Consider the following 22,813-nt stretch of genomic DNA (forward strand, 5'->3'; position numbering starts at 1 on the left):
CACCCGGCACCCCGGCACACCACCCGTCCGGCCCGCCGTCCAGGTCCGATTTCCGCCGGACCCGGCGCCCTCCGACCGACAGGCTGTCACCATGACCACACCGCACGACCGGGCGAAGCTCCTCCACGCCCTCCACCGCCCCGGCACCCCCCTGGTCCTGGCCAACGTCTGGGACGCCGCGAGCGCCCGCCTGGTCGCCGGGGCCGGCGCCCCGGCCATCGCCACCGCCAGCGCCTCCGTCTCCTGGACCCTCGGCGTCCCCGACGGGCAGCTGCTGGGCCTGCCGCGCGCCCTGGCCCAGACCGCCCTGATCGCCGCCGCCGTCGACCTGCCGGTCACCGCCGACCTCGAACACGGCTTCGCCGACACCCCCGAAGGCGTCGGCGCGAGCATCACCGAGCTGATCGCCACCGGCGCCGTCGGCGTCAACCTGGAGGACGGCTGGTCCGGCCCCGGCCCGCTGCGCCCGGCCGCCGACGCCGCCGCGCGGATCGCCGCCGCCCGCCGGGCCGCCGACGCGACCGGCGTCCCGCTGTTCCTCAACGCCCGCACCGACGTCTTCCTGCTCGGCGCGGGCGAACCGGCCGGCCGCCTCGACGAGGCCGTCGCCCGGGCCCGGGCGTTCGCCGAGGCCGGCGCCGACGGCGTGTTCGTCCCCGGGGTGGCCGACCCCGCCACCATCGCCGCCCTGGTCGAGGCCGTGCCCGTGCCGCTCAACGTGATGGCCGGCCCCGGCGCCCCCACCGTCGCCGAACTCGCCGCCCTCGGCGTCGCCCGGATCAGCCTCGGCCCCGGCCTCGCCAAGGCCGCCTACGCGGCCGTGCAGCGCGCCGCCCGCGAGGTGTACACCAGCGGGAGCTACGACACGCTGGCCGACGGCCTCGGCTACGACGAGCTCAACGCCCTGTTCACCGGCTGAGCCGCACTCAGCTCACCGACACCGGCGGCCGGTCCAGCACCCGGCCGACCGTCCCGCACACCCCCGTGGTGCGCTCCGCCGCCGGCCCGACCACCGGGTACTGGGCCAGCTCCTGGTGGCACACCTCGTCGGCCGACGCCCCCTGGGAGTAGTCGCGGACCTGCTCCGCCTGCGCGGGGGCGGCGGCCGCCGCGACGGCGGCCAGGGACAGGGCGGCCAGCGCCGGGATCTTCGTCATGACCTGCCCAACGAGCCCCCGGCCGCCGGGTACCGGCCGCCCCCGCGGATACGCCCGTCCGCCGGGGCGGCCGCCCGCTACGCCGTGCGCACGTACAGCGTCCGCACGCTGTTGCTGACGAACGAGGCGATCGGCTCCGGCGCCGGGGCGCCCTTCGCCGCCGTCAGCCCCGGGAAGCGCCCGAACAGGCCGCGCAGCGCCGTCTCGGCCTCCAGCCGGGCCAGCCCCGCCCCGAGGCAGAAGTGCGGCCCGTGCCCCAGCGACAGGTGCCGGGCCGGCTGCCGGGTCAGGTCGAACCGGTCCGCGTCCGGGTAGTGGCCCCCGTCGCGGCCCGCCGAGGCGTACGAGGCCAGCAGCGCCTCACCCCGGCGGATCAGCACCCCGCCGACCTCCAGGTCCTCCACCGCGTACCGCAGCGGGAACTGCCCCACCGGGGAGTCGTACCGCAGCGTCTCCTCCACCACCGCCGACCACGGCTGCTGCCCGGACAGCACCAGCTCCAGCTGCGACCGGTCGGCCAGCAGCGCCCGCACCGCGTTGGTGATCAGGTTGAGCGTGGTCTCGTGCCCCGCCACCAGCATCAGCAGCAGCGTGCCGACCAGCTCCTGCTCGGTCAGCCGGTCGTCCGCCTCCCGGGCCGCGATCAGATCGGTGGTCAGGTCGTCGCCGGGCTCGGCCCGCTTGGCCGCCACCACCGACCCCAGCAGCGCGAACAGCCCGCGCTGTGCCGCCACCGCCGCCTCCGGCGTCGCGGAGCTGCTCACCAGGGTGTCGGACAGCTCGTGCAGCTGGTGCTGCTGCTCGACGGCCAGCCCCAGCAGCTCGCCGATCACCTGCATCGGCAGCGGGTACGCGAAGTGCTCGCGCAGGTCGAACTCGCCCTCCAGCGAGGCCATCGCGTCCAGCAGCCGCTCGCAGCGCGCCTCGACGGCGGGCGCCAGCTCGGCGATCCGGCGGGGCGTGAACGCCTGGGTGACCAGACCGCGCAGCCGCCGGTGGTCCGCGCCGTCCACGGTGATCATGCCGGGCACGGTGACGAAGTTCAGCAGCGGCCAGCCCTCCGGCAGCCGCCCCTCCCGGAAGGTGTTCCACAGCTGCGGGTTCTTGCCCACCCGGGGATCGGCGAGCAGCTCCTGCAGCGTGTCGTGGTGGGTTATCGCCCAGACCACCACCCCGCCAGGGAGCTCCACCAGGACCGCAGGGCCGGCCGCACGGAGCCGGCTGTTCTCTCCGTGCTGGTCCCGTCCGAAGGCGTCGAGTCGGACGGGGGTGAGAGTGTCGGCGGTGTCCATTGCGGCCTTTCGGGTGCGGGGGCTCGGGGCGGGGTGAAAGCGCTGTACAGCACCGGCAGCGACACCAGCGCGCGCGACCACGGCGACTGCCGCCAGGCCAGCTCGTTGGCGGGCACCGCCAGTTGGAGGTCGGGCAGCCGGTGCAGCAGGGTCTCCAGCGCCGTCTCGACGATCAGCCGGGCCGGGTGCTGGGCCGGACAGACGTGCCGGCCGGCCCCCCAGGCGAGGTGCGCCCGGTTCCCGGCGATGCCGTCCGAGGCGGCGTGCACCGCCGGGTCGGCGTTGGCCCCGGCCAGCCCCAGCACCAGCATGTCGCCCGCGCTGATGTACTGGCCGCCGAGCACGGTGTCGCCGGTGGCCCAGCGGCCCGGGAAGTTCTGCGTCGGGGGATCCCGCCACAGCACCTCCTCCAGCGCGTCCGCGACGGTCAGCCGGCCACCCGCCAGGGTGGACCGGAAACGGCGGTCGGTCAGCAGCAGCCGCAGCGTGTTGCCGGTCCAGTTGATGGTGGTCTCGTTGCCCGCGACCAGGATCACCACCAGGTGGTGCAGCGCCTCCTCGTCGCTCAGCCCGGCCTGGTGGGCCAGCAGCCACGAGGTCAGGTCCGCGCCCGGCTCGGCCCGGCTGCGGCGCACCAGGTCGGTCAGGATCGCCTGGAACTCGGCGTTGGCCCGCACCGACTTCTCGCTGCTGTCCACGAAGTGGCTGATCAGCTCGATCAGGTGCGGGCCCATCTCGGCCGGCAGCCCCAGCAGCTGGGTGAAGACCAGCAGCGGCAGCCGGCGCGCGTACTGCGCGATCAGGTCGGCCGTACCGTCCGGACCCCAGCTGTCGATCAGCGAGTTGGCGGCGGTCTCGGTGGTCTCCCGCAGCTGCCGGTGGTCGATCCGGCCGAGCGTCTGCGCCACCGCGCCGCGCAGCCGCTGGTGCTCGCCGCCGTCCAGGTTGAGCAGGGTGGGCCGCCACGCCGTCATCGGCAGCAGCCGCGAGTCCGGCTTCAGCCGGCCCTCGGCCGGCACCCGCCAGCGCCGCGAGTCCTTGGAGAACAGCTTCTCGTTGCGGGTCAGTTCGAGCAGTTCGGCGTAGCCGAGCACCAGCCAAGCCTCCACCCCCGGCTCCAGCTCGATCGGCGCGACCGGCCCGTGCTGCTCGCGCAGCCGGGCGTACAGGCCGTGCGGGTCGTCCGCGACGGCCGCGCCGTACAGCTGCGCGGCGGGCGCCGGCGGGCCGTCGGCCCGGTGCGCGGGACAGCCGGGCGGCGGGGTGGCCGCCTCGGGCCTGGGAGTCGTCATCGCTGGAGCTCCAGTACGGCGGTGGAGAGCAGATGGTCCACGAAGTCGATCAGCACGTCGTAGGCGGCCTGCCGGTCGCGCGCGTCGCAGCGCAGGATCGGCACCTCGGGCAGCAGGTCCAGGGCGGAGCGCAGGTCGTCCTCGGGGTGTTCCGGGGTGTCGGGGAAGACGTTCACGGCGACCGCGAACGGGATCCGCTGCTCCTCCAACTGCCCCAGCACGTCGAAGCTCTCGTCCAGCCGGCGGGTGTCCACCAGCGCGATGGCGCCGAGCGCCCCGCGCGACAGGTCCTCCCACAGCGGCCAGAACCGCTGCTGGCCCGGCGTGCCGAACAGGTACAGGGCGAGCTGCGGGTTGAGCGTGATCCGGCCGAAGTCCAGCGCGACCGTGGTGGTGGTCTTGTCGGGCCGCCCGGTCAGGTCGTCGACGCCGACCCCGGCCGAGGTCATCACCTCCTCGGTCCGCAGCGGCGCGATCTCGCTCAACGCCCCGACCAGGGTGGTCTTCCCGACCCCGAACGGGCCGGTGACCAGGATCTTCACCGCCCCCTGCACGGTGGCCGGCAGATAGGACGGCGCGTCCCCGGCGGTGCCTGCGGCGCCGGCGGTGTCAGCGGAGCTGGCGGAGGCCAACGAGTACCTCCTCGAGGAGATGCGTCGGCAGGCGGTCGGCCTGCGGCGCGGGCGGGCGGACCTGGACGGCGCCCAGGTCCCAGAGGTCGTCGACCAGCACCCGGACCACGCTGACCGGCAGCCGCAGGTGGGCCGCCACCTCGGCGACCGACAGCAGGTCGTGGCAGAGCTCCAGGATCCGCTGGTGCTCCCGGTTCAGCGTGTCCCCGGACCGCAGATCGGGGTCGAGGTCGGCCGCCGGGACCGCGCTGACCAGGCTCTCGATGGCGAGCACCGGCCGGTTGGTGCCGCTGCGCCCGCCGGTGATCACGTACGGCCGGACCGGGCCGCTCACCGGGCGTCCCCGGCCGCCTGACCGACCCGCGGCGGACTGGTCAGGTGGGTGCCGATCCGCTCGACCAGCACCTGCATCTGGTACGCCACCAGCCCGGCGTCCACCGACTCGCCGGTCACCACCGCGAGGTGCGCACCCGCACCGGCCGCCACCACGAACAGGTAGCCGCCGCCGTACTCGACCACGATCTGCCGGGTGCTGGACCCCCGGCCGCCGAAGCCCTGGGCCACCCCCCGGGCCAGCGACTGCAGCCCGGAACAGGCCGCGGCCAGCCGCTCGGCGTCGTCCCGGCCGATCTGCTCGCTGCGGCCGATCTCCAGGCCGTCGTTGGACACCACGACGGCGTGCCGGACATCGGGGACCGCGACGATGTCCGAGAGCAGCCAGCCGAGGTCAGGATTGGTGGTCATGGAAATCTCCGGAGCGCTGGGGAGGTCGGGGGGATTCGGGGGCGGACCCCGCCGGCCCGGCGGGCGGGCGGGGGGCGTCGGACTGCCGGTCCTCCCGGGCGGCCGACCGGCCACTCGCGGTACCGGCCTGGAACAGGGCCATGAAGGTCTTGGCACCGTCGGCGGAGCGCGCCGGCGGCGCGGCGGCCCCGGGCTCGACGGGCGGCCGCGGCGGACCGTCGGTGCCCCGGCGGTTGGCCCGGCGGGGCAGGGCGCCGGGCTCCGGCGCGGCCGGTGCGGCTGCTGCGGCCGGTCCGGCGGGCGGGGCGGGCGCGGCACCGTCGGGACGGGCGGGGGCGTCCGGTCGCGCGGTGTCCTTCGGCTGCGCGGCGCCCGACGGCCGGGAGACCAGGGCCGAACGCTCGGGGCCGCCCGGCGCGGCCACCGCGCGGGGCTGCGACGGCACCCGGGCCGGCGGCGCGGGGAGGACCAGGGTGCCCGCCGGGGCCGGCGGCAGCGCGGTCGGCAGCGGCTCGGTGAGCAGGGCGTTCGGCAGCAGCACCACCACCCGCACACCCCCGTACGGGGAGGGCGCCGAGCTGAGGGTGACCCGGAAGCCGTACTGCTCGGCCAGCCGGCCGACCGCCGCGAGCCCCAACTGCGGTACCTCGCCCAGCCGGGAGACCTCCAGGCTGCCCCCGCCCGCCAGCGCCGCGGCGGCCTTCTCCACCGCCTGCTCCGGCATGCCGACACCGCAGTCGTCGATCTCCACCACCGCGCCGTTGTGCACCGACATCAGCGTCACGAACACCTGGGTGGACGGCGGCGAGTAGCGGGTGGCGTTGTCCAGCAGCTCGGCCACCGCGTGGATCAGGGCCTCGGCGGCCGCGCCGACCACGGCGGTCTCGATCCGGCTGCGCACCACCACCCGCTGGAACGGCAGGATGCGGGACTGCGCGCCGCGCACCACGTCCTCCAGGGCCACCGGCTCGGGCCAGTGCCGGCCCGCCCGGGCACCGCAGAGCACCGCCAGCGTCTGGGCCAGCCGGGCCTGTTGGGCCGCCGCGTGGTCCGCCTTGAGCAGGCCGTCGAGCAGCGCCGGGTCGTCGTGGGTGCGCTCCATCTCGTCCAGCCCGGCCTGCTGGTCGTGCGCCATCACCAGGATCCGGCGGGCGACGCTCAGGAAGGCCCGCCGGGTGGCGGAGTTGAGGTCCTGCTCCTGCTGGACGGCGGCGTTCTCGGCCGAGCGGCGGTCGAGCGCCTCGGCCAGGTCGGCGCGCAGCCGGTCGAGCTCCAGGTCCTGGTCGGCGAGCCGACCGCGCAGGGTGACCGTGACGGCATGGAACCTCGCGGCGGCCACCAAGGCGAGGACGGCGAGGCCGCCGGCTGCTGCTCCGCACCACTGAGTCATCGTCACGCGGCGAAGTCTAGGGCGATGATCCTACGTTCGTGTGAACCGATCGGTCGTCAATTGAGCTTAATCAGTCAAACTTTCACAGGATGGTGGAATCCTCCAACTCCCCCACCTGGACGCATCGGTGCTGGTCGCCGACGAACTTGACGGCGTACACGGGGCGTCCCGCCCGGCGCCCTCGATCCGATGATCAGCCGGAACTGCTCCTCGCCCGGTGGCCCCGTCCCGGCCGTCCCGGGCCGCACGCCGGCTCCGGCCACCCGGGCGCACCCCGGCGGCAGCGCTGCGACGGGCTCCGGCCGGGCGTCGCACTCGGTCACCGGCACGGCCGCGACGGGCAGCCGGGCGGAACCGAGGGGATGGACTACTGGCCGTCCGACGCGCCGTACGGCTCCTGGGCGCGGGCCGGGACCGGGCGCAGCGCGCGCAGGCCGCGGGCCACGGCGTACGCCCGGGCGAGGTGGCCGCCCGTGGTGGCGCCGGCCGCGGGGGCGCCCGGGCGGGCGGTGCCGGTCCGCTGGGCGGGGACCAGTCCGGCGGCGGTCCGGGAGGGCTCCACGGTCTGGGGCATCTGTCCACGTCCTCGGGGCTGCCGGAGCGCTGGGAGCGTCCGGGTACCCACCAAGTCTCACCCGCGGACTGTGACGGAACGGTCTCGAAACCCACCCGAAGCCATACCGGCGCCCGGTCGGCCACGGTCAGGAACCGGTCGTCCCGGGTCGGTTCCGGTCAGCGGCGGACGTGCGGCGGATCGGGGCCGGTGGCGGCGGACAGCACGAGGGCCACCCGGTGGTCCGGGTGGCCCAGGAGCAGGTCGGGCGGGCGGGGCCGGTCAGGCCTGGATCCCCGGCAGGCCGTCCAGGCCGTCCAGGTCGGGGCTGCCGCCGGAGACGGTGCCGAGCAGGTCGACCGGGACGTCGGGGGCGGTGATCGCGTCCGGGACCGGGCCACGGTCGCCGGCGGGGGCCGCGTGCGCGCTGGGGGCGGTCAGGGAGGCCACCACACCCACGGCGAGGGAGGCGACGGCGAGCATGCTTCGCTTCTTCATGCCCTGCCCAACGCCCGACGGCCCCGTCAGGACACGGGTGGCCCAGCGCCTGCCCCGCGCCCGGCGGCGGGCCCGGCCCGCGGCCGGACTCAGGCGGGCGCCCGGCCGGGCCAGTCCCGCAGCCCCGCCGTCAGGACGCCGGTCACCCGCTGCTGGGTCACCGTCAGGTCCTCCGCCAGTTGGAAGCCGCCGCCGGTGGTCAGCGAGGCGAAGCCGTGCGCCACGGCCCGGACGGTGCGGGTCGCGTGCACCGCCTCCGACCCGGTCAGCCCGTAGCCGCGCAGCACCGCCATCACCACCTCGACCAGCCGGGTGGCCGCCGCGGTCAGCGCGGGGTCGGCCGGATCGGGCGCCTGCGGTATCGCCGCGTACCGCTCGGGGTGCTCGCGGGCGTAGCGGACGTACGCCGCCACCAGTGCCTCCACGGCCTCGTCCGTGCTGCGCCCGAGGGCGGCGGCGCCCAGCCGGTCGGCCAGTTCCTCGGTGACCCGGACGGCGATCAGCCGGCGCAGTTCGGCCAGGCCGCCGGGCACGTGCTTGTACAGCGAAGGGGTGGCGACCTTGGCCCGGGCGGCGACGGCGGCGAGCGTGAGGGCTTCGCCGCCCTGCTCGTCGAGCAGGGCCAGGGCGTGGTCGACGACGGCGGCGGGGGTGAGTCCGGCCCTGGGCATCAGGCGACCTCGTGCAGGAAGGGGAGCAGAGCATCGGCGGTGGCCTGCGGGAAGCCCGCCATCGGGTAGTGGCCGCCGCCGTCGATCATCACCTTACGGCCCTTCAGCGCGGCCGCCTGGCGGTCGGCCACCAGCTCGGGGTCCGGGAAGTCGACGTCCTTGGTGCCCATCAGCACCAGGGCCGGGCAGGTCACCGCGGCGGTCCAGCCGACCGGGGCGGAGTCGCCGGAGACGTAGCCCCGGGTGGCGGCCTTGCGGCCCGGCTCGCGCAGCATCGCGACCAGCCCGGCGCGGTAGGCGTCGAAGTCGGCGGGGCGCGCGGTGGGGAAGTAGAGCTTCTGCGCGGCGCCCCACAGGGCGGGGAACTGCACCAGGGCCGCACCGAGCGTCTTGACCAGCGCCTTCTGGAAGGCGTTCGGCGGGAGGTTCTCGATGAAGGCGTCGATCAGCACGATCCCGGCCACCAGCTCGGGCCGGTCGCCGGCCACCTTGACCACGGTGGCGCCGGTGTAGGAGTTGCCGGCCAGGACGGCGCGCCCGATGCCCAGGTGGTCGAGCAGGGCGACGACGTCCGTGGCGATCGCGGCCGGGGAGTGGTCGGTGAAGCCGGTCGAGGAGTCGCCGAGGCCGCGCAGGTCCATGGTGATCACCCGGTGGCCGGCGGCGGTCAGCAGCGGGACCAGGTGGCGGTAGGTGGCGCGCCGGTCCAGCATCCCGGGCAGCAGCACGACCGGCACGGACCCGGCGGCGGCGCCGGACCCGGCGGACCCGGCCGCCGAGTCGTCGAAGGCGATCCGGCCGCCGGGAACGGTGACGTACTGGGTGACGGTGCTGTTCATCGCTGCCTCCTGGGCTCCTCGGCGGATGCCCGGCCGGTCCGGCGAGCTCCCGTGACCACAAAGCTAATGCTAATAGCCTTAGCCGTCAAGGGTGCCACGGGGGCATCCGCGGCCCTGGGGTAGCGTGCGGGTGATCACGGTCCCGGGTACCGGCCCCGCCCGCCGGTTCGAGCGCCAGGAGGCGTCGTGCCCTTCATCAACGTCAAGCAGCTGTCCGGCCGCAGCGACGACCAGAACGCCGAGATCACCCGTGCCCTGACCGAGGCGTACGCCAGGGTGACCGGGGTGGATCCGGAGAAGATCTGGGTCGCGGTGGAGGAGATCCCGCCGACCCACTGGTCGGCCGGCGGCGAGACCTTCGCGGTGCGGAAGGCGAAGGAGTCCGGGGGCGCGTGACGCCCCGGCGGCCCGTCCGGCCGGCCGCCCGGGTTCAGGCGCCCTCGACCCGGAACGGGTCGTGCTCGGCGAGCAGCTTGTCCAGCCTGGCCTGGTCCACCCGGCTGGTCAGCTCGTCCGCCTCCTGGCGGTCGCGGATCACCTTCGCCAGCGTGAACGCCGAGGTGATCTCGTACAGCAGGCCGACGGCGAGGAATCCGCGCATCCAGGCGTTGACCGGGAGATAGGCGATCCCGATCGCCAGGGCCGAGGTGGCGAGTGCGAAGGAGACCACGGCCTGGCCGAAGTACGCCGCCGTGGTCCTGGTCTGCATCTTTGCGGTCATGCCGGTAGGTTCTCCAACTCGCCTTTCCGGCACATGAGTACGGATACTCAACCGGTCGGTAGCGGTCCGTCACCGCCGGCGGGCCGAATCCGGGTGAACCGCCCCGGGCGCCCGGTTCGGGTGCCAAAGTGTTGTCCAGGGCGCTTGGAATCATGGCCCTCATGGGATTAACTTTCGATAACGCAGCGCGGTACGAAACGCCGTAGCCAGACGGCACCGTGCGCCATCGCTCAATCCGCGGGCACGCCCTCAACCGGCGGGCCCGGGGAGCCGGGGAACCACGTTCCTTGGGGTGAATCGGCGGGGCCCCGGCCCGGCCGTAGGAGACCTTCCTGCTCCGAACCCGTCAGCTAACCCGGTCGGCGAGAGGGAAGGAAAGGAGCACGCCTCAGTGGCGTCGACGCACCCGCTCCAGGGCACGGCCGCAGGCACCCAGCTGCTCGACCACCCGGGGGACCGCCCCCACCCGGTGGAGGGCCACCCGGTGGACCTGGGCGCGGACGCCTCCCGGCACCGGATGCCCCGTCAGGCCAGGAGCGGCGGACCGCTGCTCGGCGTCACCGCGATGACCGCGGCCCTCGGCGCCACCGGCTTCGGCGCCGCCACCCCCGCCCAGGCCGCGCCGGTGCCCGCACCCGCGGTCACGGCCGCCGACGCCGCCGGCGACGGCGCCCCGTCCGCCGCCGACCCGGGCCTCGCGCTCGCCGCCCGGATCCAGCAGCAGGCCGACGGCCGCGCCGCCGCCGAGCAGGAGGACGCCCGGCTCGCCGCCGCCCAGGACGCCGAGGCCAAGCGGGCCGCCCAGCTCGCCGCGTACGAGACCGCCGCCCGGCAGCAGACCCCGCAGACCCAGCCGCAGCAGCCCGCGCCCGCCGCCGCCCCGCAGCCGGCCGTGCAGCCCGGCGCCCCGCTCGCCCTCCCGGTCACCGGCTACACCCTGACCGCGCACTACGGGCAGTCCGGCTCCTACTGGGCCCACCTGCACACCGGCCTCGACTTCGCCGCCCGCACCGGCGCCCCGGTCGGCGCGGTCGCCGCCGGCACCGTCACCTCGGCGGGCTGGTCCGGCCCGCACGGCTACCGGGTGATCCAGACCCTGCCCGACGGCACCGAGATCTGGTACTGCCACCTCTCCCGGATCGCCACCGCCGCGGGCGAGGTCGCCCCCGGTACGGTGCTCGGCGCGGTCGGCGCCACCGGCACCGTCACCGGACCGCACCTGCACCTGGAGGTCCGCCCCGGCGGCGGCGCCCCCGTCGACCCGCTGGCCTGGCTGCAGGCACACGGCCTCAACCCGTAGGCCGCCGCCCCGACCCGACGGGCGGGCCACCGCCTCGACCCGTGGGCCGACGCCTCAACCGGCGGGCCACGGCCCGGCGTCGCCCTCGGCGTCGGCGGCCTCCTGCGCCGCCGCCTCGCGGGCGGCCAGGTACTCCTCGATCTCCTCGTTGCCGGGCTCCGGCGCCAGGTCCGGGTACTCCTCGACCAGCAGCGCCGGCAGCCCGGGCACCGTCCACTCGCCGTACAGCCGCAGCGCCTCGACGGTGACCGCGGCCTCGAAGCCGTCGAAGTCGCCCGCCAGCTCCTCGGGCATCGGGCGGCCGAGCGCCGTCAGCTCGGCCAGATTGCGGTAGCTGCGCTGCATCAGACCCTGCTCCAGCAGCAGCCGGGCGCCGTCGGTGGCCATCCCGATCATCAGCAGCCGGGTCGGGCCCCAGCCGCCGTCCCGCTCCTCCGGCTCCAGACCGGGCGCCGCCGCGTACACCGCCAGGCGCTGCTCGGCCGTCAGCTCCCGGAAGGCGTCCAGCCAGCCGCGCACCGCCTCCGGATCGGCGGTGTCCACCCCGTCCGCGCGCAGCAGCAGGGCGTACAGCCGGGGCCAGGTCACCAGGTCGGACCGGCGCAGCAGCCCGCCCAGCACCTCGCCCTGCCACTCGGCCTCCTCTCGCAGCCGCTCGTACCGCTTGGTGTTCAGCCGCCGGGCCGCCCGCTGGTGCTCGATCAGCGCCAGCACCGCGTCGCCGTACCCCTGCGCGCCGCCCGACCGCCCGTCGCCGCCCGGCTGCCCGTCGGCGTCCGGCTGTCCGGACAGGTCGGGCTGCACGTACAGGTAGAGCCGCTCGTACAGCAGCTGCTCCAGCAGCGCCGAGCTCAGCTCCGGGTAGCCGTCGTGCATCCGGGCGCCACTCAGCTCCAGCAGCGCCAGCACCGTCCGCAGCGCCTCCTCGGGCACGGCGGGCCGCCCGGCCTCGGCCGCGGCGGCGAGCAGGTCGGCGGCGCGGGTGTGCGGGATGAGCTGCAGATCTTCGTCATTCACGGACAAACCGTAGCCGGTGCCCGGCGGCCGCCCGGGTAGGGTCGGGCGCCATGGACCAGGTACGGCTGTCCGGCCCCCGGCTGACCCTGCGCGAGTACGCCCACACCCCGCAGGAGGTGGCGGCCCTGCACGCGGTCCTCGGCGACCCGGACACCGTCCGCCATCTCGCCTTCGAGCCGTACGGCTTCGAGGACTGCGCCGACCAGATCGAGCTGTACCTGGAGGAGGCCGAACGCGAGCCCCGCACCGTCTACCGCCTCGCCGTCCGCCGCCGGGCCGACGGCGAGCACGCGCCCGCCATCGGCACCGCCGCCCTCACCCTCGAGGGCGACCGGGCGGCGCAGCTCGGCTTCGCGCTGCGCCGGGACACCTGGGGCCTCGGCTACGCCGGCGAGATCACCGGACTGCTCTGCCGGCTCGGCTTCGCCCGGCTCGGCCTGCACCGGCTGGCCGCCCGCACCGACCCCGGCAACCTGGCCTGCGCCCGGGTGCTGACCAGGGCCGGATTCCACCGGGAGGGCCGGATCCGGCACGACCTCTGCCGGGCCGGCCGCTGGCTCGACTCCGACCAGTACTCGCTGCTGGAGCACGAGTGGCGCCCGGATCCCGGGGCCCCGGCCCGCCCGGGGGGTGGGGAGAACCCCACCCCCGATCCGGCAGCGCACCGGATACCCCGCTGAGCGCGGCTTTGGCACCGTAGGACCCGTGAGTACGGACGAACTCGAGGGGCCCGAGATGACCACCAGCACCGCCGCCCACGGCATCCGCGCCGACCGCCGTCCCGACCACCGGCCCGACGAGCGGCCGGCCTTCTGGAAGGCCCCGTTCAGTGCGGCGACCTACCGCGAGGTGGGGTTCGTGGTCACCGGGCTGCCGGTCGCGGTGATCGGCTTCGTCCTGGTCGTCACGCTGTTCGCGGTCGGGACGGGGCTGCTGGTCACCGCCGTCGGCCTGCCGCTGCTCGCGCTGCTGCTCACCTCCGCCCGCGGCCTCGGCGCGCTGGACCGCGAACGCCTGCGCACCCTGCTGGCCACCGAGGTCACCGCCCCCGCGCCGGTCCGGCCGTCCCGGCGCGGCTTCTGGGGCGCCGTCACCGCCCGGCTCGCGGACGCGGCGGGCTGGCGGGCGGTGCTGTACCAGGTGGTGATGTTCCCGTGGGCGGTCGCCACCTTCATCATCACCGTGACCTTCCTGGTCACCGGGTGGGTGGTCGCGCTCTACCCGCTCTACCACTGGGTCTTCAAGCGCTACCTGGGCTGGCCCGGCTACCGGGTGGTCGAGTACACCGGCAGCCACGGCGACTACCACACGTACTACATCACCTCGCCGTACCAGATCGCCGGTGTCTCGCTGATCGGGCTGGTGCTGGTGGTCCTCACCCCGAAGATCGTCCACGGCCTCACCAACGTCCACCGCCTCGCCGCCCGCGGCCTGCTCGGCGCCCGCTGACACCACCGGGGCGATACCCCCGCCGGGCCCGGCGGGGGTATTGCCGCGCTCCCCGGTGCCCGTTCGGTCCGGCCGGCGGGCGGACCGGCGGCCGGCGTGATCGGCTGGGACGGCCCGCCCCGCGCCCGGCCCGGGTCCGCCCGGCCCAGCAACCGCCAGGAGCCGCCATGTCGTCCGTCCTGGTCACCTCGCGGTCGCTGGACGAGTACTGCGGCCTGTTCGGCCTTACCCGCGCCGCCCTGCGCGCCCTCCCCGGGCCGCTGCTCGACTGCCCGGGCGGCGCGGCCGGACTGGTGGCCGAGGCCGGCGCGCTCGGCTGCCGGGCGGTCGCCGTCGACCCCGGGTACGCGGTGCCGCCGCCCGCCCTCGCCGCGGCGGCCCGGGCCGGGCGGCAGCGGATGGCCGAGGCCATCGGCGCGGACCCCGCGCGCCACCTCCCCCGTGGCCGGCGGGCCGACCGCTACCTGCGCAGCTGGGACCGGGCCCGGGAGCTGTTCGCCGCGGACGCGGCCGCCCACCCGGAGCACTACGTGGCCGCCGCGCTGCCCCGACTCCCGTTCGCGGACGGGGTGTTCGCCCTCACCCTCAGCAGCTACCTGCTGTTCGCCTACCCCGAGCTGTTCCCCCCGGCCGACCGGCTCGCCGCCCTGCTCGAACTGGTCCGGGTCACCGACCCGGCGGGCGAGGTGCGGATCCACCCGCTGCACGACTCCACCGGCCGCCGCTTCCCCGACCTGGACGAGCTGCGCGCGGACCTGGGCCGGTGCCGGGTCAGCACCGAGGTCCGGCGCTACGGGCGGCCGGTCACCCACCGGGTGCTGGTGCTGCGCGCGGCCGACCACCGCCGCCGGGCAGCCGCCGCGGCGGTCAGCGCGGAGCCGGTACGGAACCGGGAGCCGTCGGACCGGCGGGCGTCGGACCCGCAGGTGTCGGAGCCGCGCCCGTCGGGCCCGCAGCGTCCGGGGCCGGAACGGCCGGAGCCGTGGACTCCCCGGCGGACGCCGGACCGCTCGGCGGCGGCCCGGCCGGGACGGACCCGGCGCCGGCCGGCTCCGGAAGCCGTCTGAGCACCTCCTCCGCGACCGCGCGCCGCCGCGAGTACGGCGGCACGTTCCGGGAGTTGCGCATCTTGTAGCGGACCGCGTCGCGCAGCGCCGTACGCTGCTCCGCGGTCAGGTCGGGCAGGTCGGTGGCGGCCCGGGCCGCGAGCAGGGCCTGGAGCAGTTCGAAGGCCGAGAGGTGGCGGTCGATCGCGGTGACGATCAGGTCCAGGTTCCGCGCGTCGGGGGCGCCCTGCAGCAGCGCCAGCGCCTGGACCCGCAGGCCCTCGACGCCCGTGCCGAACAGGTCGCGGACCTGCTCGGGGGTGAAACCGAGCGTCGGAGCGGCGACGACGGTCTTGTTCACCGAGTCCGCCAGGGTCTGCCGGTCGGCGGCCGACAGCGCCTTGGCCAGCAGCAGCCGGGTCAGCAGCCACCCGCTCAGGAAGCCGACCACGCTGAAGTACACCCCGAGCGCCGCCGCGAACCCGGCCGAGCCCGGCCCGCCGCCCACCACCGGGGCGAGCGCCCGGCCGAGCTCGCGCAGCCGCTGCGGGACCGTCCCGATCTGGGTCAGGCCCGCGCCGAGCAGGATCTTGGTCAGCCAGTCGGAGACCTGCTCCAGGTTGGTGTTGGGCGCGTAGCTCGCCGTGGAGGTGGCCGCGGGGTCCTCCGGGTGCGCGGCCGCGCCGCTGGTCAGCAGCCGGGGAACGCCGAACAGGAACCCCAGCAGCCCGCCCCCGACCGCGAAGGTCGCCGCCACCATCAGTCCGCCGCCGAGCGCCGCCGCCCAGTGCGCCGAGGCCGAGGCGAACAGCACGAGCCCGGCCACCCCGGCCGCCAGCACCCCGCCCAGTGCGATCTTCACCGCCGGTACCGGCTCGCCACCGCGCTCCAGCTCCACCGACTCCACCCCCGTCACGGTCCGTCAGGTCGCTGCGACTGTAGCCGATCCGGCCCGCGGCGGGACCCGCCCGGCGGGCCGGAACCGGCCGCGGAGCACGGCCGATCGGGGACGTACCGTCCCGGTCCCGGTGGACCCGCCCACCGGATCGCGGACCTGCCGCCGGAGCCCCGGCCCGGCCGGGGCGCCCACCCCGGCTCACGCCCGCCGGCTCACGCCCGCCGCCGGCCGCCGGCGTCCGCGGAGCGCGTGCGGACATGCAGACGGCCCGTGGGCTGCGCTCCTCGACGCCGGGCCCCGAGGGGCCCGGCCGCCGAGGCACCGGGGATGTACCGGTGCGCCCACGGGCCGGGTGACTGCTTGGGATTACGCCTCCGCCGGAGGCCGTACGGCCTCACCCCGCGCAGGCAGGGGCGGCTCTAGCGAGCAGCCACCTCACGCATCCTGATGAAACTCAACTCAGGATCACCTCCTTTCAGTGTGCCGCCACTGTAGGCACGCACCTCCGAGGAGGGCAACGGATTTATGGCCGCCGGGAACGGCGAAGGCCCGGCAGACTGGTCTGCCGGGCCTTCGTGCTACTGAGTAGCGGGGACAGGATTTGAACCTGCGACCTCTGGGTTATGAGCCCAGCGAGCTACCGAGCTGCTCCACCCCGCGTCGGTGAACCCCACGGTACGGGAGTGCCGGGCAGAAGGGAAATCCGATTCCCGGCGCGCCCCGTCCGTCTCCCCGCCGGGGTCGGCGGCCCCGGCCTGGGGGCCGTCCCGGTCCGAACCGCCCGGGGAACGGCGAAGGCCCGGCAGACTGGTCTGCCGGGCCTTCGTGCTACTGAGTAGCGGGGACAGGATTTGAACCTGCGACCTCTGGGTTATGAGCCCAGCGAGCTACCGAGCTGCTCCACCCCGCGTCGGTGAACCTCACAGTACGGGAGAGTCAAGCGGAAGGGAAATCCGATTCCCGGCCGGCCGCCACCGCCTCCACCACTGCCGCCGCCCCCGCCGCCCCCGCCGCCTCCACCGTCGCCGCCTTCGCGGCCACCGGCCGGACGGGCTGCCGGGAGGCCCTGGTCCTGGCCCAGACGGAGAAGCAGACCAGCGCCGCGAAGCAGGGCACCATCACCAGCGCGTACACCAGCAGGAAGCCGTCGGTGCCGAGCCCGGCCGCCGCGTTCCAGCTGCCGTGCAGGGTGATCGCCAGCAGCAGTCCGCCGGGCGCCGCGAGCCGGGCCGTCCAGCGGCGGGCGGTGGTCAGGGCGACCGCGACGCCGAGGCCGGTGAGCGCGGTGAACAGCGGGTGGGCGAACGGTGACAGCAGTCCGCGCAGGACGAAGGTGTGCACGGTGCTGTCGAAGTCGCGCAGGCTGGGGGCGTCGCCGAGGCCGATGTTGTCCAGCCGGGCCTGCTGGTCGTCGGTGAAGGCGCGGCCCAGGTAGAGGGCGTTCTCGGTGAAGGCGAAACCGCAGGCGGTGACCGAGCCCAGCAGGGTGCCGGCGGTCAGGGTGCGCGGGCTGGACCGGGCGCGGCTGCCGGGCGGGGCCGGGCGGAAGTACGGCAGTGGGCGCAGCCTGGCCCGGGCCCGCCACGGCGGTGCGCCGGGCCGCCGGGGCCGGCCGGCCCCGGACCCCGGCCCGCGGCCCGCCAGCAGGGCGCAGGTGTCCTCGGTGCGGCAGCGCAGCCGGCGGTGGAACGGCAGCAGCAGCAGGAGCAGCGCCGCGGCCTTCGCGCTCTCCTCGATCAGCGGGGTGGCGAACTCCGCGACCAGGGTCTCGCCGCGGGCCGGGCCCTGGTGGGCGATCAGGAAGTCGCTGGCCCAGCCGTTGGCCATGATCGCGACGGTGGTCGCCGCGCAGGCGCCCCAGGCGAGGCAGAACAGGATGTGCCGCAGCGGGACCCGTGCCGTGCGGTTCAGCCAGGCCAGCGAGCCGAGGACGAAGGGCAGCGGGAGTATCGCCAGCGCGAGCCCGACCAGCAGTCCGGTGGTGCCGGTCTGCCGCTGGACCAGGTGGAGGATCAGCACGCCCGAGCCGGCCAGGGCGCAGGCGGCGAGGGCGGAGGAGAGCGCCGGCCGTCGCAGTGAGGCCAGCCGGGCCGGCAGCCGGGCCAGGCCGGGGCGGTGGCGCAGCAGCCGTTCGGTCCGCCGGGGCAGCGGCACGGGGGCCCGCCGCACCCGCGGCCCCGGGATCCGCCGGGTGGCGTCGGCATGCGTGGACCGGTCGGCTGCGGCGGCGGCGTCGGGGCCCGCGGCGGGCGACGCCGGGGCCGACGCGCTGCCCGCGGGCGGACAGCTCACGCCGAAAGAGTAGGGGACCCGGTCCGCGGAAGGGGAGAGTGCGGAACATTCGCTACCGATTTTCTCACCTGTGGTAGCGGTGTGGCGGCGGAGTGTGCGCGGCCCGCCGCGCACTCCCCCGGCGGCCGGTCAGGCCGCCGACCGGGCCCGCTTCAGCGGCGGCGGAACAGCAGGTCGTGGACGACGTGGCCCTTGGCGAGTCCGGTGCGCTCGAACTTGGTCATCGGCCGCCAGCCGGGGCGCGGGGCGTAGCCGGGGACGCTGCCCGCGGGGTGGTCGGCGGGCTCCAGCCAGCCGGTGCCGTCACCCTCGGGGTGCAGGTTCTCCAGCTCGGCCGAGGCGGAGAGCACCTGCAGCATCTGCTCGGCGTACTCCTCCCAGTCGGTGGCGCAGTGCACCAGGGCGCCGGGTGCCAGCCGCGGCAGCACCAGGTCCAGGAAGGACTGCTGGATCAGGCGGCGCTTGTGGTGCTTGGGCTTGGGCCACGGGTCCGGGAAGTACACCCGCAGGCCCGCCAGCGAGGCGTCGGGGAGCATGTCGCGGATCAGGATGACGGCGTCGCCCGCGGCCAGCCGGACGTTGCGCGAGTCGTCCCGCTCGAGGAACTGCAGCAGGTTGCCGTGGCCGGGGGTGTGCACGTCGGCGGCCAGGATGCCGTGGTCGGGGGCGGCGGCGGCCATGGCGGCGGTGGTGTCGCCCATCCCGAAGCCGATCTCCAGGGTGACCGGGCGGCCCTCGAACAGCTCCACCAGGTCCAGCGGGGTGCCGTCGATCGCGAAGCCGTACTGCTCCCAGCTGCGGTCCAGCGCGCCGGCCTGGGCCTTGGTCATCCGGCCGCGGCGCGGCTGGAAGCTGCGGATGCGGTGCTCGCGGTGCTGCTCCTCGGTGGCCTTGTGCGGGTACATCGGCGCCGGGTATCCCGCCGGGGCGGCGGAGAGCCGGGCCGAGGGGCGCAGCTCGGTGTCGGGCGCGGCGGTCTCGGGCAGCTGGGGGCTGGGGGCAGTGGCAGTCACAATCGGCCAAGTCTAAAGGGGCGTGCGAGGGACCGGACCCGCGCGTGACGCATTCCTCACGCCGGGCGGCCGGTTCAGCCGCCGGCGTCGAGGGCGGCCAGCGCCCGGCGGGCCACCTCCCGGCCGATGCCCAGCGAGGCGGTGGCGGCGGGGGAGGGCGCGTTCAGCACGTGCACGGTGCGGCGGGCGCTCGCGGGGTCGTCCGGGTCGAACCCGGCGAAGGCGAAGTCGTCCAGCAGCGAGCCGTCCCGGGCCACCGCCTGGGCCCGGACGCCGGCGGTGGCGGGCACCAGGTCGGCGGCGGTCACGGCGGGAAGCAGCCGCCGCACGGCGGCGGTGAACGCGCGCTTGGACAGCGAGCGGTGCAACTCGCCGACCTCGTAGCGCCAGTGGCGCCGGGCGATCTGCCAGGTGCCCGGGAAGGCGGCCGTCCCGGCCAGGTCGCGGACGTTCACGGTGCGCCAGTCGTAGCCCTCCCGGGCCAGTGCCGGGACGGCGTTCGGGCCGACGTGGACGTCGCCGTGCACACCGCGGGTGAGGTGCACGCCGAGGAACGGGAAGGCCGGGTCGGGCACCGGGTAGACCAGGCCGCGGACCAGGTCGCGGCGGTGCTCGGCGAGTTCGTAGTACTCGCCGCGGAACGGGACGATCCGCACCCCCGGGTCGTCCCCGGCCAGCCGGGCGATCCGGTCGCTGTGCAGGCCCGCGCAGTTCACCAGGACGCCGCAGCGCAGCTCGCCGGCCGAGGTCTGCACCGTGATGCCGTCCGTCCGGCGGGCGACGGCGCGCAGCTCGGTGCCGGTGCGCAGTTCGGCGCCCTTCTCCTCGGCGAGCCGGGCGTAGGCGCGGGCGACGGCCGGGAAGTCGCAGATGCCGGTGGTGCCGATGTGCAGCCCGGCCACGCCGGTGACCTGGGGTTCGTGCTCGCGGATGCCGTCCGGGCCGAGCTCGGTGACCGGGATGCCGTTCTCCCGGCCGCGGTCGGCGAGCGCGGCCAGCCGGGGCAGTTCGGCCCCGGCGGTGGCCACGATCAGCTTGCCGGTGACCTGGTGCGCGATGCCCTGTTCGCGGCAGAACTCGACCATCTCGGCGGCGCCGCCGGTGGCGTACCGGGCCTTGAGCGAGCCCGGCCGGTAGTAGACGCCGCTGTGGATCACGCCGCTGTTGCGCCCGGTCTGGTGGGCGGCGAAGCCGGGTTCCTTCTCCAGCACCGCGACCGCGATCCCGGGCCTGGCCCGGGTCAGCGCGTACGCCGTGGACAGTCCGACGATCCCGCCGCCGACCACCAGCACATCGACCTCGTACCCCACTGCGGCCCCTTTCCGCCTGCTCCCCACCGTGATGGTTTCACGGTGGGGAGCCGCGGGTGGGGGTTTCCGGCTACGGCCGGTCCGGTGCGTGGCCGGCCTGCTGCCACGGCCAGTGGGCGTCGCGGCCCGCCTCCAGCAGCGGGATCAGCCGGAACGCGGCGTCGCCGAGGCCGCCGAAGGTGTGGCGCTGCGCGCCGCCGGACGGCGCGTGCCCGGTCCGGTACCCGGCCAGGTTCCAGGTGTAGACCGGGACGTGGGCCGGTACGGGCGCCAGCGGGTCGCCCTGCCAGGTGCCGTAGGCCTGCTCGTCGGTGACGATCACCACCCGGTCCTGTCCGCGGTAGTGGGCGCGGACGGCGCCGGCGGTGTCGGTGCCGCCGAGGTCGCCGAAGCGCTCCACGGTCCGCAGCACCGAGTCGCCCGGGCCGATGTCCAGGCGCCGGCTGGTCGAGCCGAACTCCACCAGGTCGGCGTCGGCGGCCCGCAGGGCCAGCGCGCTGCCGAAGACGGCGGCCGAGTCCGCCCGGTTGAGCATGGTCTGCGCGCTGGGCCGGTCGAACATCGAGCCCGAGCGGTCCACCAGGACCAGGGTGCGGCCCGGCAGCGCGGGCACGTTGGCCAGTGCGTGGCCGAGCGCCCGTTCCAGCGGCTGGGCCCAGCGCAGCGAGGGCGCGTGCCGGTACGCCGCCAGGTAGCGGAACGGGAACTGCCGTGCGCGCCGCACCTCCTGGGGGTCGCAGAGTCGCTGGGCGACCTGCTCGGCGACCTCGTCGCGGACCCCGGCGCGGTCGAAGTTGCGCAGGTTGCGCAGCAGCGCCATGGTCCCCATCGAGGGGATGATCGCCTCCCAGACGGCGGCGTCCAGCGGTCCCTGCAGCCAGGCGGCCAGGGCCTCCCAGGTCATCCCGGCCTCGGCCAGCCGTTCGGCGCCGTCCGGCCCGGTCACCACCGCCCGCCGTTCGGCGGCCGGCAGGGCGAGCAGCGTCCGGTGGGCGGTCAGCGCACGGTCGGCGGCGGGCGGCTGCGCGGTCTCCGGGTGGTGCCGGCGGTCCAGCGCGTACCGGAACAGCTCGCTCTGCCCGGGCCGGGCCGGGTCGGGCGAGGGGTGGGTCAGCTCCAGGACGTCACCGAACCGGAAGCCCTTGCCCGCGGTGTCGTACTTCAGCAGTGAACGCCCGTGGTAGAGACGGCGGGTGGCGTCGGCGACGCCGCGCTTGAGCGGCTTCGGCAGCGCGCGGCCGTACCGGGAGGTCCAGTAGGCGAGCAGCTCGCCGGGCTCGTCGGCGCGCTGCAGGACCGCGTCGACGGCCTGCCGGGAGTGCCCGGGGGCGCCGGCGTCCAGCCGGGCCCGGGTGAACTCGGCGGCGCCGACCAGCGAGGCGGTGCGCAGGTTGCCGTCGGACCGCAGCCAGCGCAGCAGGCCGAGGGTCCACTGCGGGTCCTCGACGGCGAACCGCCGGACCAGCGCGGTGTAGCGGTCGTCGCGGCTGCCGCCGCGCTCGTAGAAGGTGTCCTGGCCGACCAGGTTGGCGACGGCGAGCAGGAAGAGCTCCGACTTCCCGTCCCGCAGGTACCCGGCGCCGCGCTCGTGGTTGGCGGTCACCCGCCCGGTGGTCGCGACCGGCGACGACGGGCCCGAGGGGCCCGCCTTTCCCCGGCGGAGGTTGAATCGGGACATGCGGAACTCCCCCTGCTGCTGGATGTGGTGGGGCGGACGAGGGGAAGGCAGGCCGGCGCACCCGAGATCGGACCGGGCCGTGGTCGGTGAATTTCGTTTCAACGCGCCACGAAGGCGCTCCACGGAAGTAACCACGGCCCTCGCACCGGGTGCACCGGCGCTGTGCCTCCCGAGATCGGAAGCGGGTACCGGCGGATTTCTTGGAGGAAGTAGCCGGTATCCGGCGCACCGGGAGGTGCGGACGTGCTGGGACTGCTGGTGTCGGACGGGATCCGGAGAACCGGAGGCGGCAGGGGCGTCGGCTATTGCTCTACCCGGCTGAGCTACACCGGCCGAAACCGGCGGCGGGGCTCGAACCCGCGACCCATGGCGTGAGAAGTAGCCCCGGCCTGCGCACCCGGACCTGTTTCCGACGGCCGCCGGACCATGAATCCGACGACCGGCTGTCACCATTCATTTTTTCCCCCGCACTCCGGCCGCCGCCGGAATGAGGGGTGTCCGGAGAACCGGCCGGCAGGGGCATGAAAGTCAGGTGCTCTATCCGCTGAGCTACACCGGTCGAAACCGGCAGCGGGATTCGAACCCGCGACCGCCTGATCCGAAGGAGCCTCTGCCTGCGCACCCGGACGAGGACGACGGTAGCCAATGCACCGCCGGACCCGCACCGCAATTAGGGCCTGCCCGGCGGAAGCGCTCGGGCTCTAGTACTGCAACGGTGCTTAACGTGACGAGGCATCAGCTCTTGGGGTGTTGCCTCGGCTCTTGTAGTGGCTGGTCCGGGCCTGGTGCTGGCGTCGTCGGCGCCAGTGGGACCAGTGCAGGACGTGGGCGATGCTTCGGCGAACGGGCCGGGTGAGGTGGGCGATCAGTCGACGGATCTCGGGGACGGTGAGTGGGATCAGGTCTGGCGTTCGAGCCGGTCCGGCCCCTTTTCGAGCTGCTGGGCCCGCATGACTGTCAGGTAGGCGTGGGCGGCCATGGCGAGGGTGATGTGCCGATACCAGCCCGGGTAGCGACGGAT

General features: G+C 75.5%; 23 protein-coding genes, 2 tRNA genes, 1 pseudogene and 1 riboswitch. Of the genes and pseudogenes, 5 read left to right on the top strand and 21 right to left on the bottom strand.

Annotation, left to right across the window (positions count from 1 at the left end; genetic code table 11):
- Nucleotides 1-91: 91 nt before the first annotated feature.
- Nucleotides 92-919 (top strand): isocitrate lyase/PEP mutase family protein, encoded by an 828-nt coding sequence (locus tag AC2TEW_RS02640; RefSeq protein WP_484621597.1) that lies wholly within the window; start codon nt 92-94, stop codon nt 917-919.
- Between the two features lie 7 nt (nt 920-926).
- On the opposite strand, the gene AC2TEW_RS02645 is transcribed toward AC2TEW_RS02640, so the two are convergent.
- The 11 genes from AC2TEW_RS02645 to AC2TEW_RS02695 all read right to left on the bottom strand — a co-directional run bounded on the left by AC2TEW_RS02645 (nt 927) and on the right by AC2TEW_RS02695 (nt 9,068).
- Nucleotides 927-1,157, bottom strand: coding sequence for a hypothetical protein (locus tag AC2TEW_RS02645; RefSeq protein ID WP_484621598.1), 231 nt, complete (start codon nt 1,155-1,157; stop codon nt 927-929).
- Between the two features lie 77 nt (nt 1,158-1,234).
- Nucleotides 1,235-2,347, bottom strand: coding sequence for a cytochrome P450 family protein (locus tag AC2TEW_RS02650; protein ID WP_484621599.1), 1,113 nt, complete (start codon nt 2,345-2,347; stop codon nt 1,235-1,237).
- Nucleotides 2,311-3,741 (bottom strand): cytochrome P450, encoded by a 1,431-nt coding sequence (locus tag AC2TEW_RS02655; protein ID WP_484621600.1) that lies wholly within the window; start codon nt 3,739-3,741, stop codon nt 2,311-2,313. The genes AC2TEW_RS02650 and AC2TEW_RS02655 overlap by 37 nt, the downstream gene beginning before the upstream one ends.
- Entirely contained in the window at nt 3,738-4,373 is a 636-nt protein-coding gene (locus AC2TEW_RS02660; RefSeq protein WP_484621601.1) for a GTP-binding protein, read from the bottom strand. Before AC2TEW_RS02660 ends, AC2TEW_RS02655 begins: the two co-directional genes overlap by 4 nt.
- Complete coding sequence (locus tag AC2TEW_RS02665) at nt 4,351-4,707, bottom strand: DUF742 domain-containing protein (protein ID WP_484621602.1); 357 nt, start codon at nt 4,705-4,707, stop codon at nt 4,351-4,353. Before AC2TEW_RS02665 ends, AC2TEW_RS02660 begins: the two co-directional genes overlap by 23 nt.
- Nucleotides 4,704-5,117, bottom strand: a complete 414-nt coding sequence (locus AC2TEW_RS02670; protein ID WP_033821188.1) for a roadblock/LC7 domain-containing protein — start codon at nt 5,115-5,117, stop codon at nt 4,704-4,706. Before AC2TEW_RS02670 ends, AC2TEW_RS02665 begins: the two co-directional genes overlap by 4 nt.
- The gene (locus AC2TEW_RS02675; protein ID WP_484621641.1) at nt 5,101-6,507 is read right to left on the bottom strand and encodes a sensor histidine kinase; all 1,407 of its coding nucleotides are present in this window, start codon (nt 6,505-6,507) and stop codon (nt 5,101-5,103) included. The genes AC2TEW_RS02670 and AC2TEW_RS02675 overlap by 17 nt, the downstream gene beginning before the upstream one ends.
- A gap of 367 nt (nt 6,508-6,874) precedes the next feature.
- Complete coding sequence (locus AC2TEW_RS02680; protein WP_484621603.1) at nt 6,875-7,081, bottom strand: hypothetical protein; 207 nt, start codon at nt 7,079-7,081, stop codon at nt 6,875-6,877.
- Between the two features lie 261 nt (nt 7,082-7,342).
- Nucleotides 7,343-7,558, bottom strand: coding sequence for a hypothetical protein (locus tag AC2TEW_RS02685; protein WP_484621604.1), 216 nt, complete (start codon nt 7,556-7,558; stop codon nt 7,343-7,345).
- Between the two features lie 89 nt (nt 7,559-7,647).
- On the bottom strand, nt 7,648-8,229 hold the full coding sequence (locus AC2TEW_RS02690; RefSeq protein WP_484621605.1) for a TetR/AcrR family transcriptional regulator: 582 nt from the start codon (nt 8,227-8,229) through the stop codon (nt 7,648-7,650).
- Nucleotides 8,229-9,068, bottom strand: coding sequence for an alpha/beta fold hydrolase (locus AC2TEW_RS02695; protein ID WP_484621606.1), 840 nt, complete (start codon nt 9,066-9,068; stop codon nt 8,229-8,231). The genes AC2TEW_RS02690 and AC2TEW_RS02695 overlap by 1 nt, the downstream gene beginning before the upstream one ends.
- Before the next feature lie 186 nt (nt 9,069-9,254).
- Here AC2TEW_RS02695 and AC2TEW_RS02700 point away from each other — a divergent pair, with 186 nt between their 5' ends.
- Nucleotides 9,255-9,464 (top strand): tautomerase family protein, encoded by a 210-nt coding sequence (locus AC2TEW_RS02700; RefSeq protein ID WP_484621607.1) that lies wholly within the window; start codon nt 9,255-9,257, stop codon nt 9,462-9,464.
- 34 nt (nt 9,465-9,498) lie between these two features.
- On the opposite strand, the gene AC2TEW_RS02705 is transcribed toward AC2TEW_RS02700, so the two are convergent.
- Nucleotides 9,499-9,789 carry a YiaA/YiaB family inner membrane protein gene (locus tag AC2TEW_RS02705; protein WP_484621608.1) on the bottom strand — a complete coding sequence of 97 codons (291 nt, stop codon included), beginning with the start codon at nt 9,787-9,789 and terminating at the stop codon, nt 9,499-9,501.
- A gap of 217 nt (nt 9,790-10,006) precedes the next feature.
- Nucleotides 10,007-10,169: riboswitch (cyclic di-AMP (ydaO/yuaA leader) on the top strand.
- Nucleotides 10,170-10,180: 11 nt separating this feature from the next.
- Between AC2TEW_RS02705 and AC2TEW_RS02710 the strand changes: the two genes are divergently transcribed.
- Complete coding sequence (locus tag AC2TEW_RS02710; RefSeq protein ID WP_484621609.1) at nt 10,181-11,089, top strand: M23 family metallopeptidase; 909 nt, start codon at nt 10,181-10,183, stop codon at nt 11,087-11,089.
- 54 nt (nt 11,090-11,143) lie between these two features.
- Here the strand turns inward: AC2TEW_RS02710 and AC2TEW_RS02715 are convergent, their stop codons facing one another.
- Nucleotides 11,144-12,106, bottom strand: a complete 963-nt coding sequence (locus AC2TEW_RS02715; RefSeq protein ID WP_484621610.1) for a hypothetical protein — start codon at nt 12,104-12,106, stop codon at nt 11,144-11,146.
- Between the two features lie 50 nt (nt 12,107-12,156).
- On the opposite strand from AC2TEW_RS02715, the gene AC2TEW_RS02720 reads away from it, so the two are divergent.
- Nucleotides 12,157-12,786: a GNAT family N-acetyltransferase gene (locus tag AC2TEW_RS02720; protein WP_484621611.1), complete on the top strand. Its 630-nt coding sequence runs from the start codon at nt 12,157-12,159 to the stop codon at nt 12,784-12,786.
- Nucleotides 12,787-12,811: 25 nt separating this feature from the next.
- Nucleotides 12,812-13,555: a sensor domain-containing protein gene (locus AC2TEW_RS02725; protein ID WP_484621612.1), complete on the top strand. Its 744-nt coding sequence runs from the start codon at nt 12,812-12,814 to the stop codon at nt 13,553-13,555.
- Nucleotides 13,556-14,422: 867 nt separating this feature from the next.
- On the opposite strand, the gene AC2TEW_RS02730 is transcribed toward AC2TEW_RS02725, so the two are convergent.
- The 8 genes and pseudogenes from AC2TEW_RS02730 to AC2TEW_RS02765 form a co-directional block, all read right to left on the bottom strand.
- Nucleotides 14,423-15,508, bottom strand: coding sequence for a hypothetical protein (locus AC2TEW_RS02730; protein WP_484621613.1), 1,086 nt, complete (start codon nt 15,506-15,508; stop codon nt 14,423-14,425).
- A gap of 577 nt (nt 15,509-16,085) precedes the next feature.
- Nucleotides 16,086-16,159: transfer RNA gene (locus tag AC2TEW_RS02735), tRNA-Met, on the bottom strand.
- A 176-nt stretch (nt 16,160-16,335) separates the two neighbouring features.
- A tRNA-Met gene (locus tag AC2TEW_RS02740) sits at nt 16,336-16,409 on the bottom strand.
- A 26-nt stretch (nt 16,410-16,435) separates the two neighbouring features.
- Entirely contained in the window at nt 16,436-17,791 is a 1,356-nt protein-coding gene (locus AC2TEW_RS02745) for a PrsW family intramembrane metalloprotease (RefSeq protein ID WP_484621614.1), read from the bottom strand.
- A gap of 152 nt (nt 17,792-17,943) precedes the next feature.
- Entirely contained in the window at nt 17,944-18,804 is an 861-nt protein-coding gene (gene trmB / locus AC2TEW_RS02750) for a tRNA (guanosine(46)-N7)-methyltransferase TrmB (protein WP_484621615.1), read from the bottom strand.
- A 74-nt stretch (nt 18,805-18,878) separates the two neighbouring features.
- Nucleotides 18,879-20,114, bottom strand: a complete 1,236-nt coding sequence (lhgD, locus tag AC2TEW_RS02755; RefSeq protein ID WP_484621616.1) for an L-2-hydroxyglutarate dehydrogenase — start codon at nt 20,112-20,114, stop codon at nt 18,879-18,881.
- A 70-nt stretch (nt 20,115-20,184) separates the two neighbouring features.
- Nucleotides 20,185-21,792, bottom strand: a complete 1,608-nt coding sequence (locus AC2TEW_RS02760; protein ID WP_484621617.1) for a TROVE domain-containing protein — start codon at nt 21,790-21,792, stop codon at nt 20,185-20,187.
- An 898-nt stretch (nt 21,793-22,690) separates the two neighbouring features.
- Nucleotides 22,691-22,813: pseudogene (locus AC2TEW_RS02765) on the bottom strand (IS701 family transposase); the annotation flags it as partial.

This window comes from Kitasatospora sp. NEAU-CNBT7, assembly GCF_057220535.1.

Coding starts and splice junctions, on each gene's coding strand:
- AC2TEW_RS02675 (WP_484621641.1), bottom strand. CDS start 6,507: ATGACTCAGTGGTGCGGAGCAGCAGCCGGCGGCCTCGCCGTCCTCGCC.
- AC2TEW_RS02655 (WP_484621600.1), bottom strand. CDS start 3,741: ATGACGACTCCCAGGCCCGAGGCGGCCACCCCGCCGCCCGGCTGTCCC.
- AC2TEW_RS02705 (WP_484621608.1), bottom strand. CDS start 9,789: ATGACCGCAAAGATGCAGACCAGGACCACGGCGGCGTACTTCGGCCAG.
- AC2TEW_RS02695 (WP_484621606.1), bottom strand. CDS start 9,068: ATGAACAGCACCGTCACCCAGTACGTCACCGTTCCCGGCGGCCGGATC.
- AC2TEW_RS02670 (WP_033821188.1), bottom strand. CDS start 5,117: ATGACCACCAATCCTGACCTCGGCTGGCTGCTCTCGGACATCGTCGCG.
- AC2TEW_RS02760 (WP_484621617.1), bottom strand. CDS start 21,792: ATGTCCCGATTCAACCTCCGCCGGGGAAAGGCGGGCCCCTCGGGCCCG.
- AC2TEW_RS02640 (WP_484621597.1), top strand. CDS start 92: ATGACCACACCGCACGACCGGGCGAAGCTCCTCCACGCCCTCCACCGC.
- AC2TEW_RS02720 (WP_484621611.1), top strand. CDS start 12,157: ATGGACCAGGTACGGCTGTCCGGCCCCCGGCTGACCCTGCGCGAGTAC.
- AC2TEW_RS02690 (WP_484621605.1), bottom strand. CDS start 8,229: ATGCCCAGGGCCGGACTCACCCCCGCCGCCGTCGTCGACCACGCCCTG.
- AC2TEW_RS02680 (WP_484621603.1), bottom strand. CDS start 7,081: ATGCCCCAGACCGTGGAGCCCTCCCGGACCGCCGCCGGACTGGTCCCC.
- AC2TEW_RS02685 (WP_484621604.1), bottom strand. CDS start 7,558: ATGAAGAAGCGAAGCATGCTCGCCGTCGCCTCCCTCGCCGTGGGTGTG.
- AC2TEW_RS02645 (WP_484621598.1), bottom strand. CDS start 1,157: ATGACGAAGATCCCGGCGCTGGCCGCCCTGTCCCTGGCCGCCGTCGCG.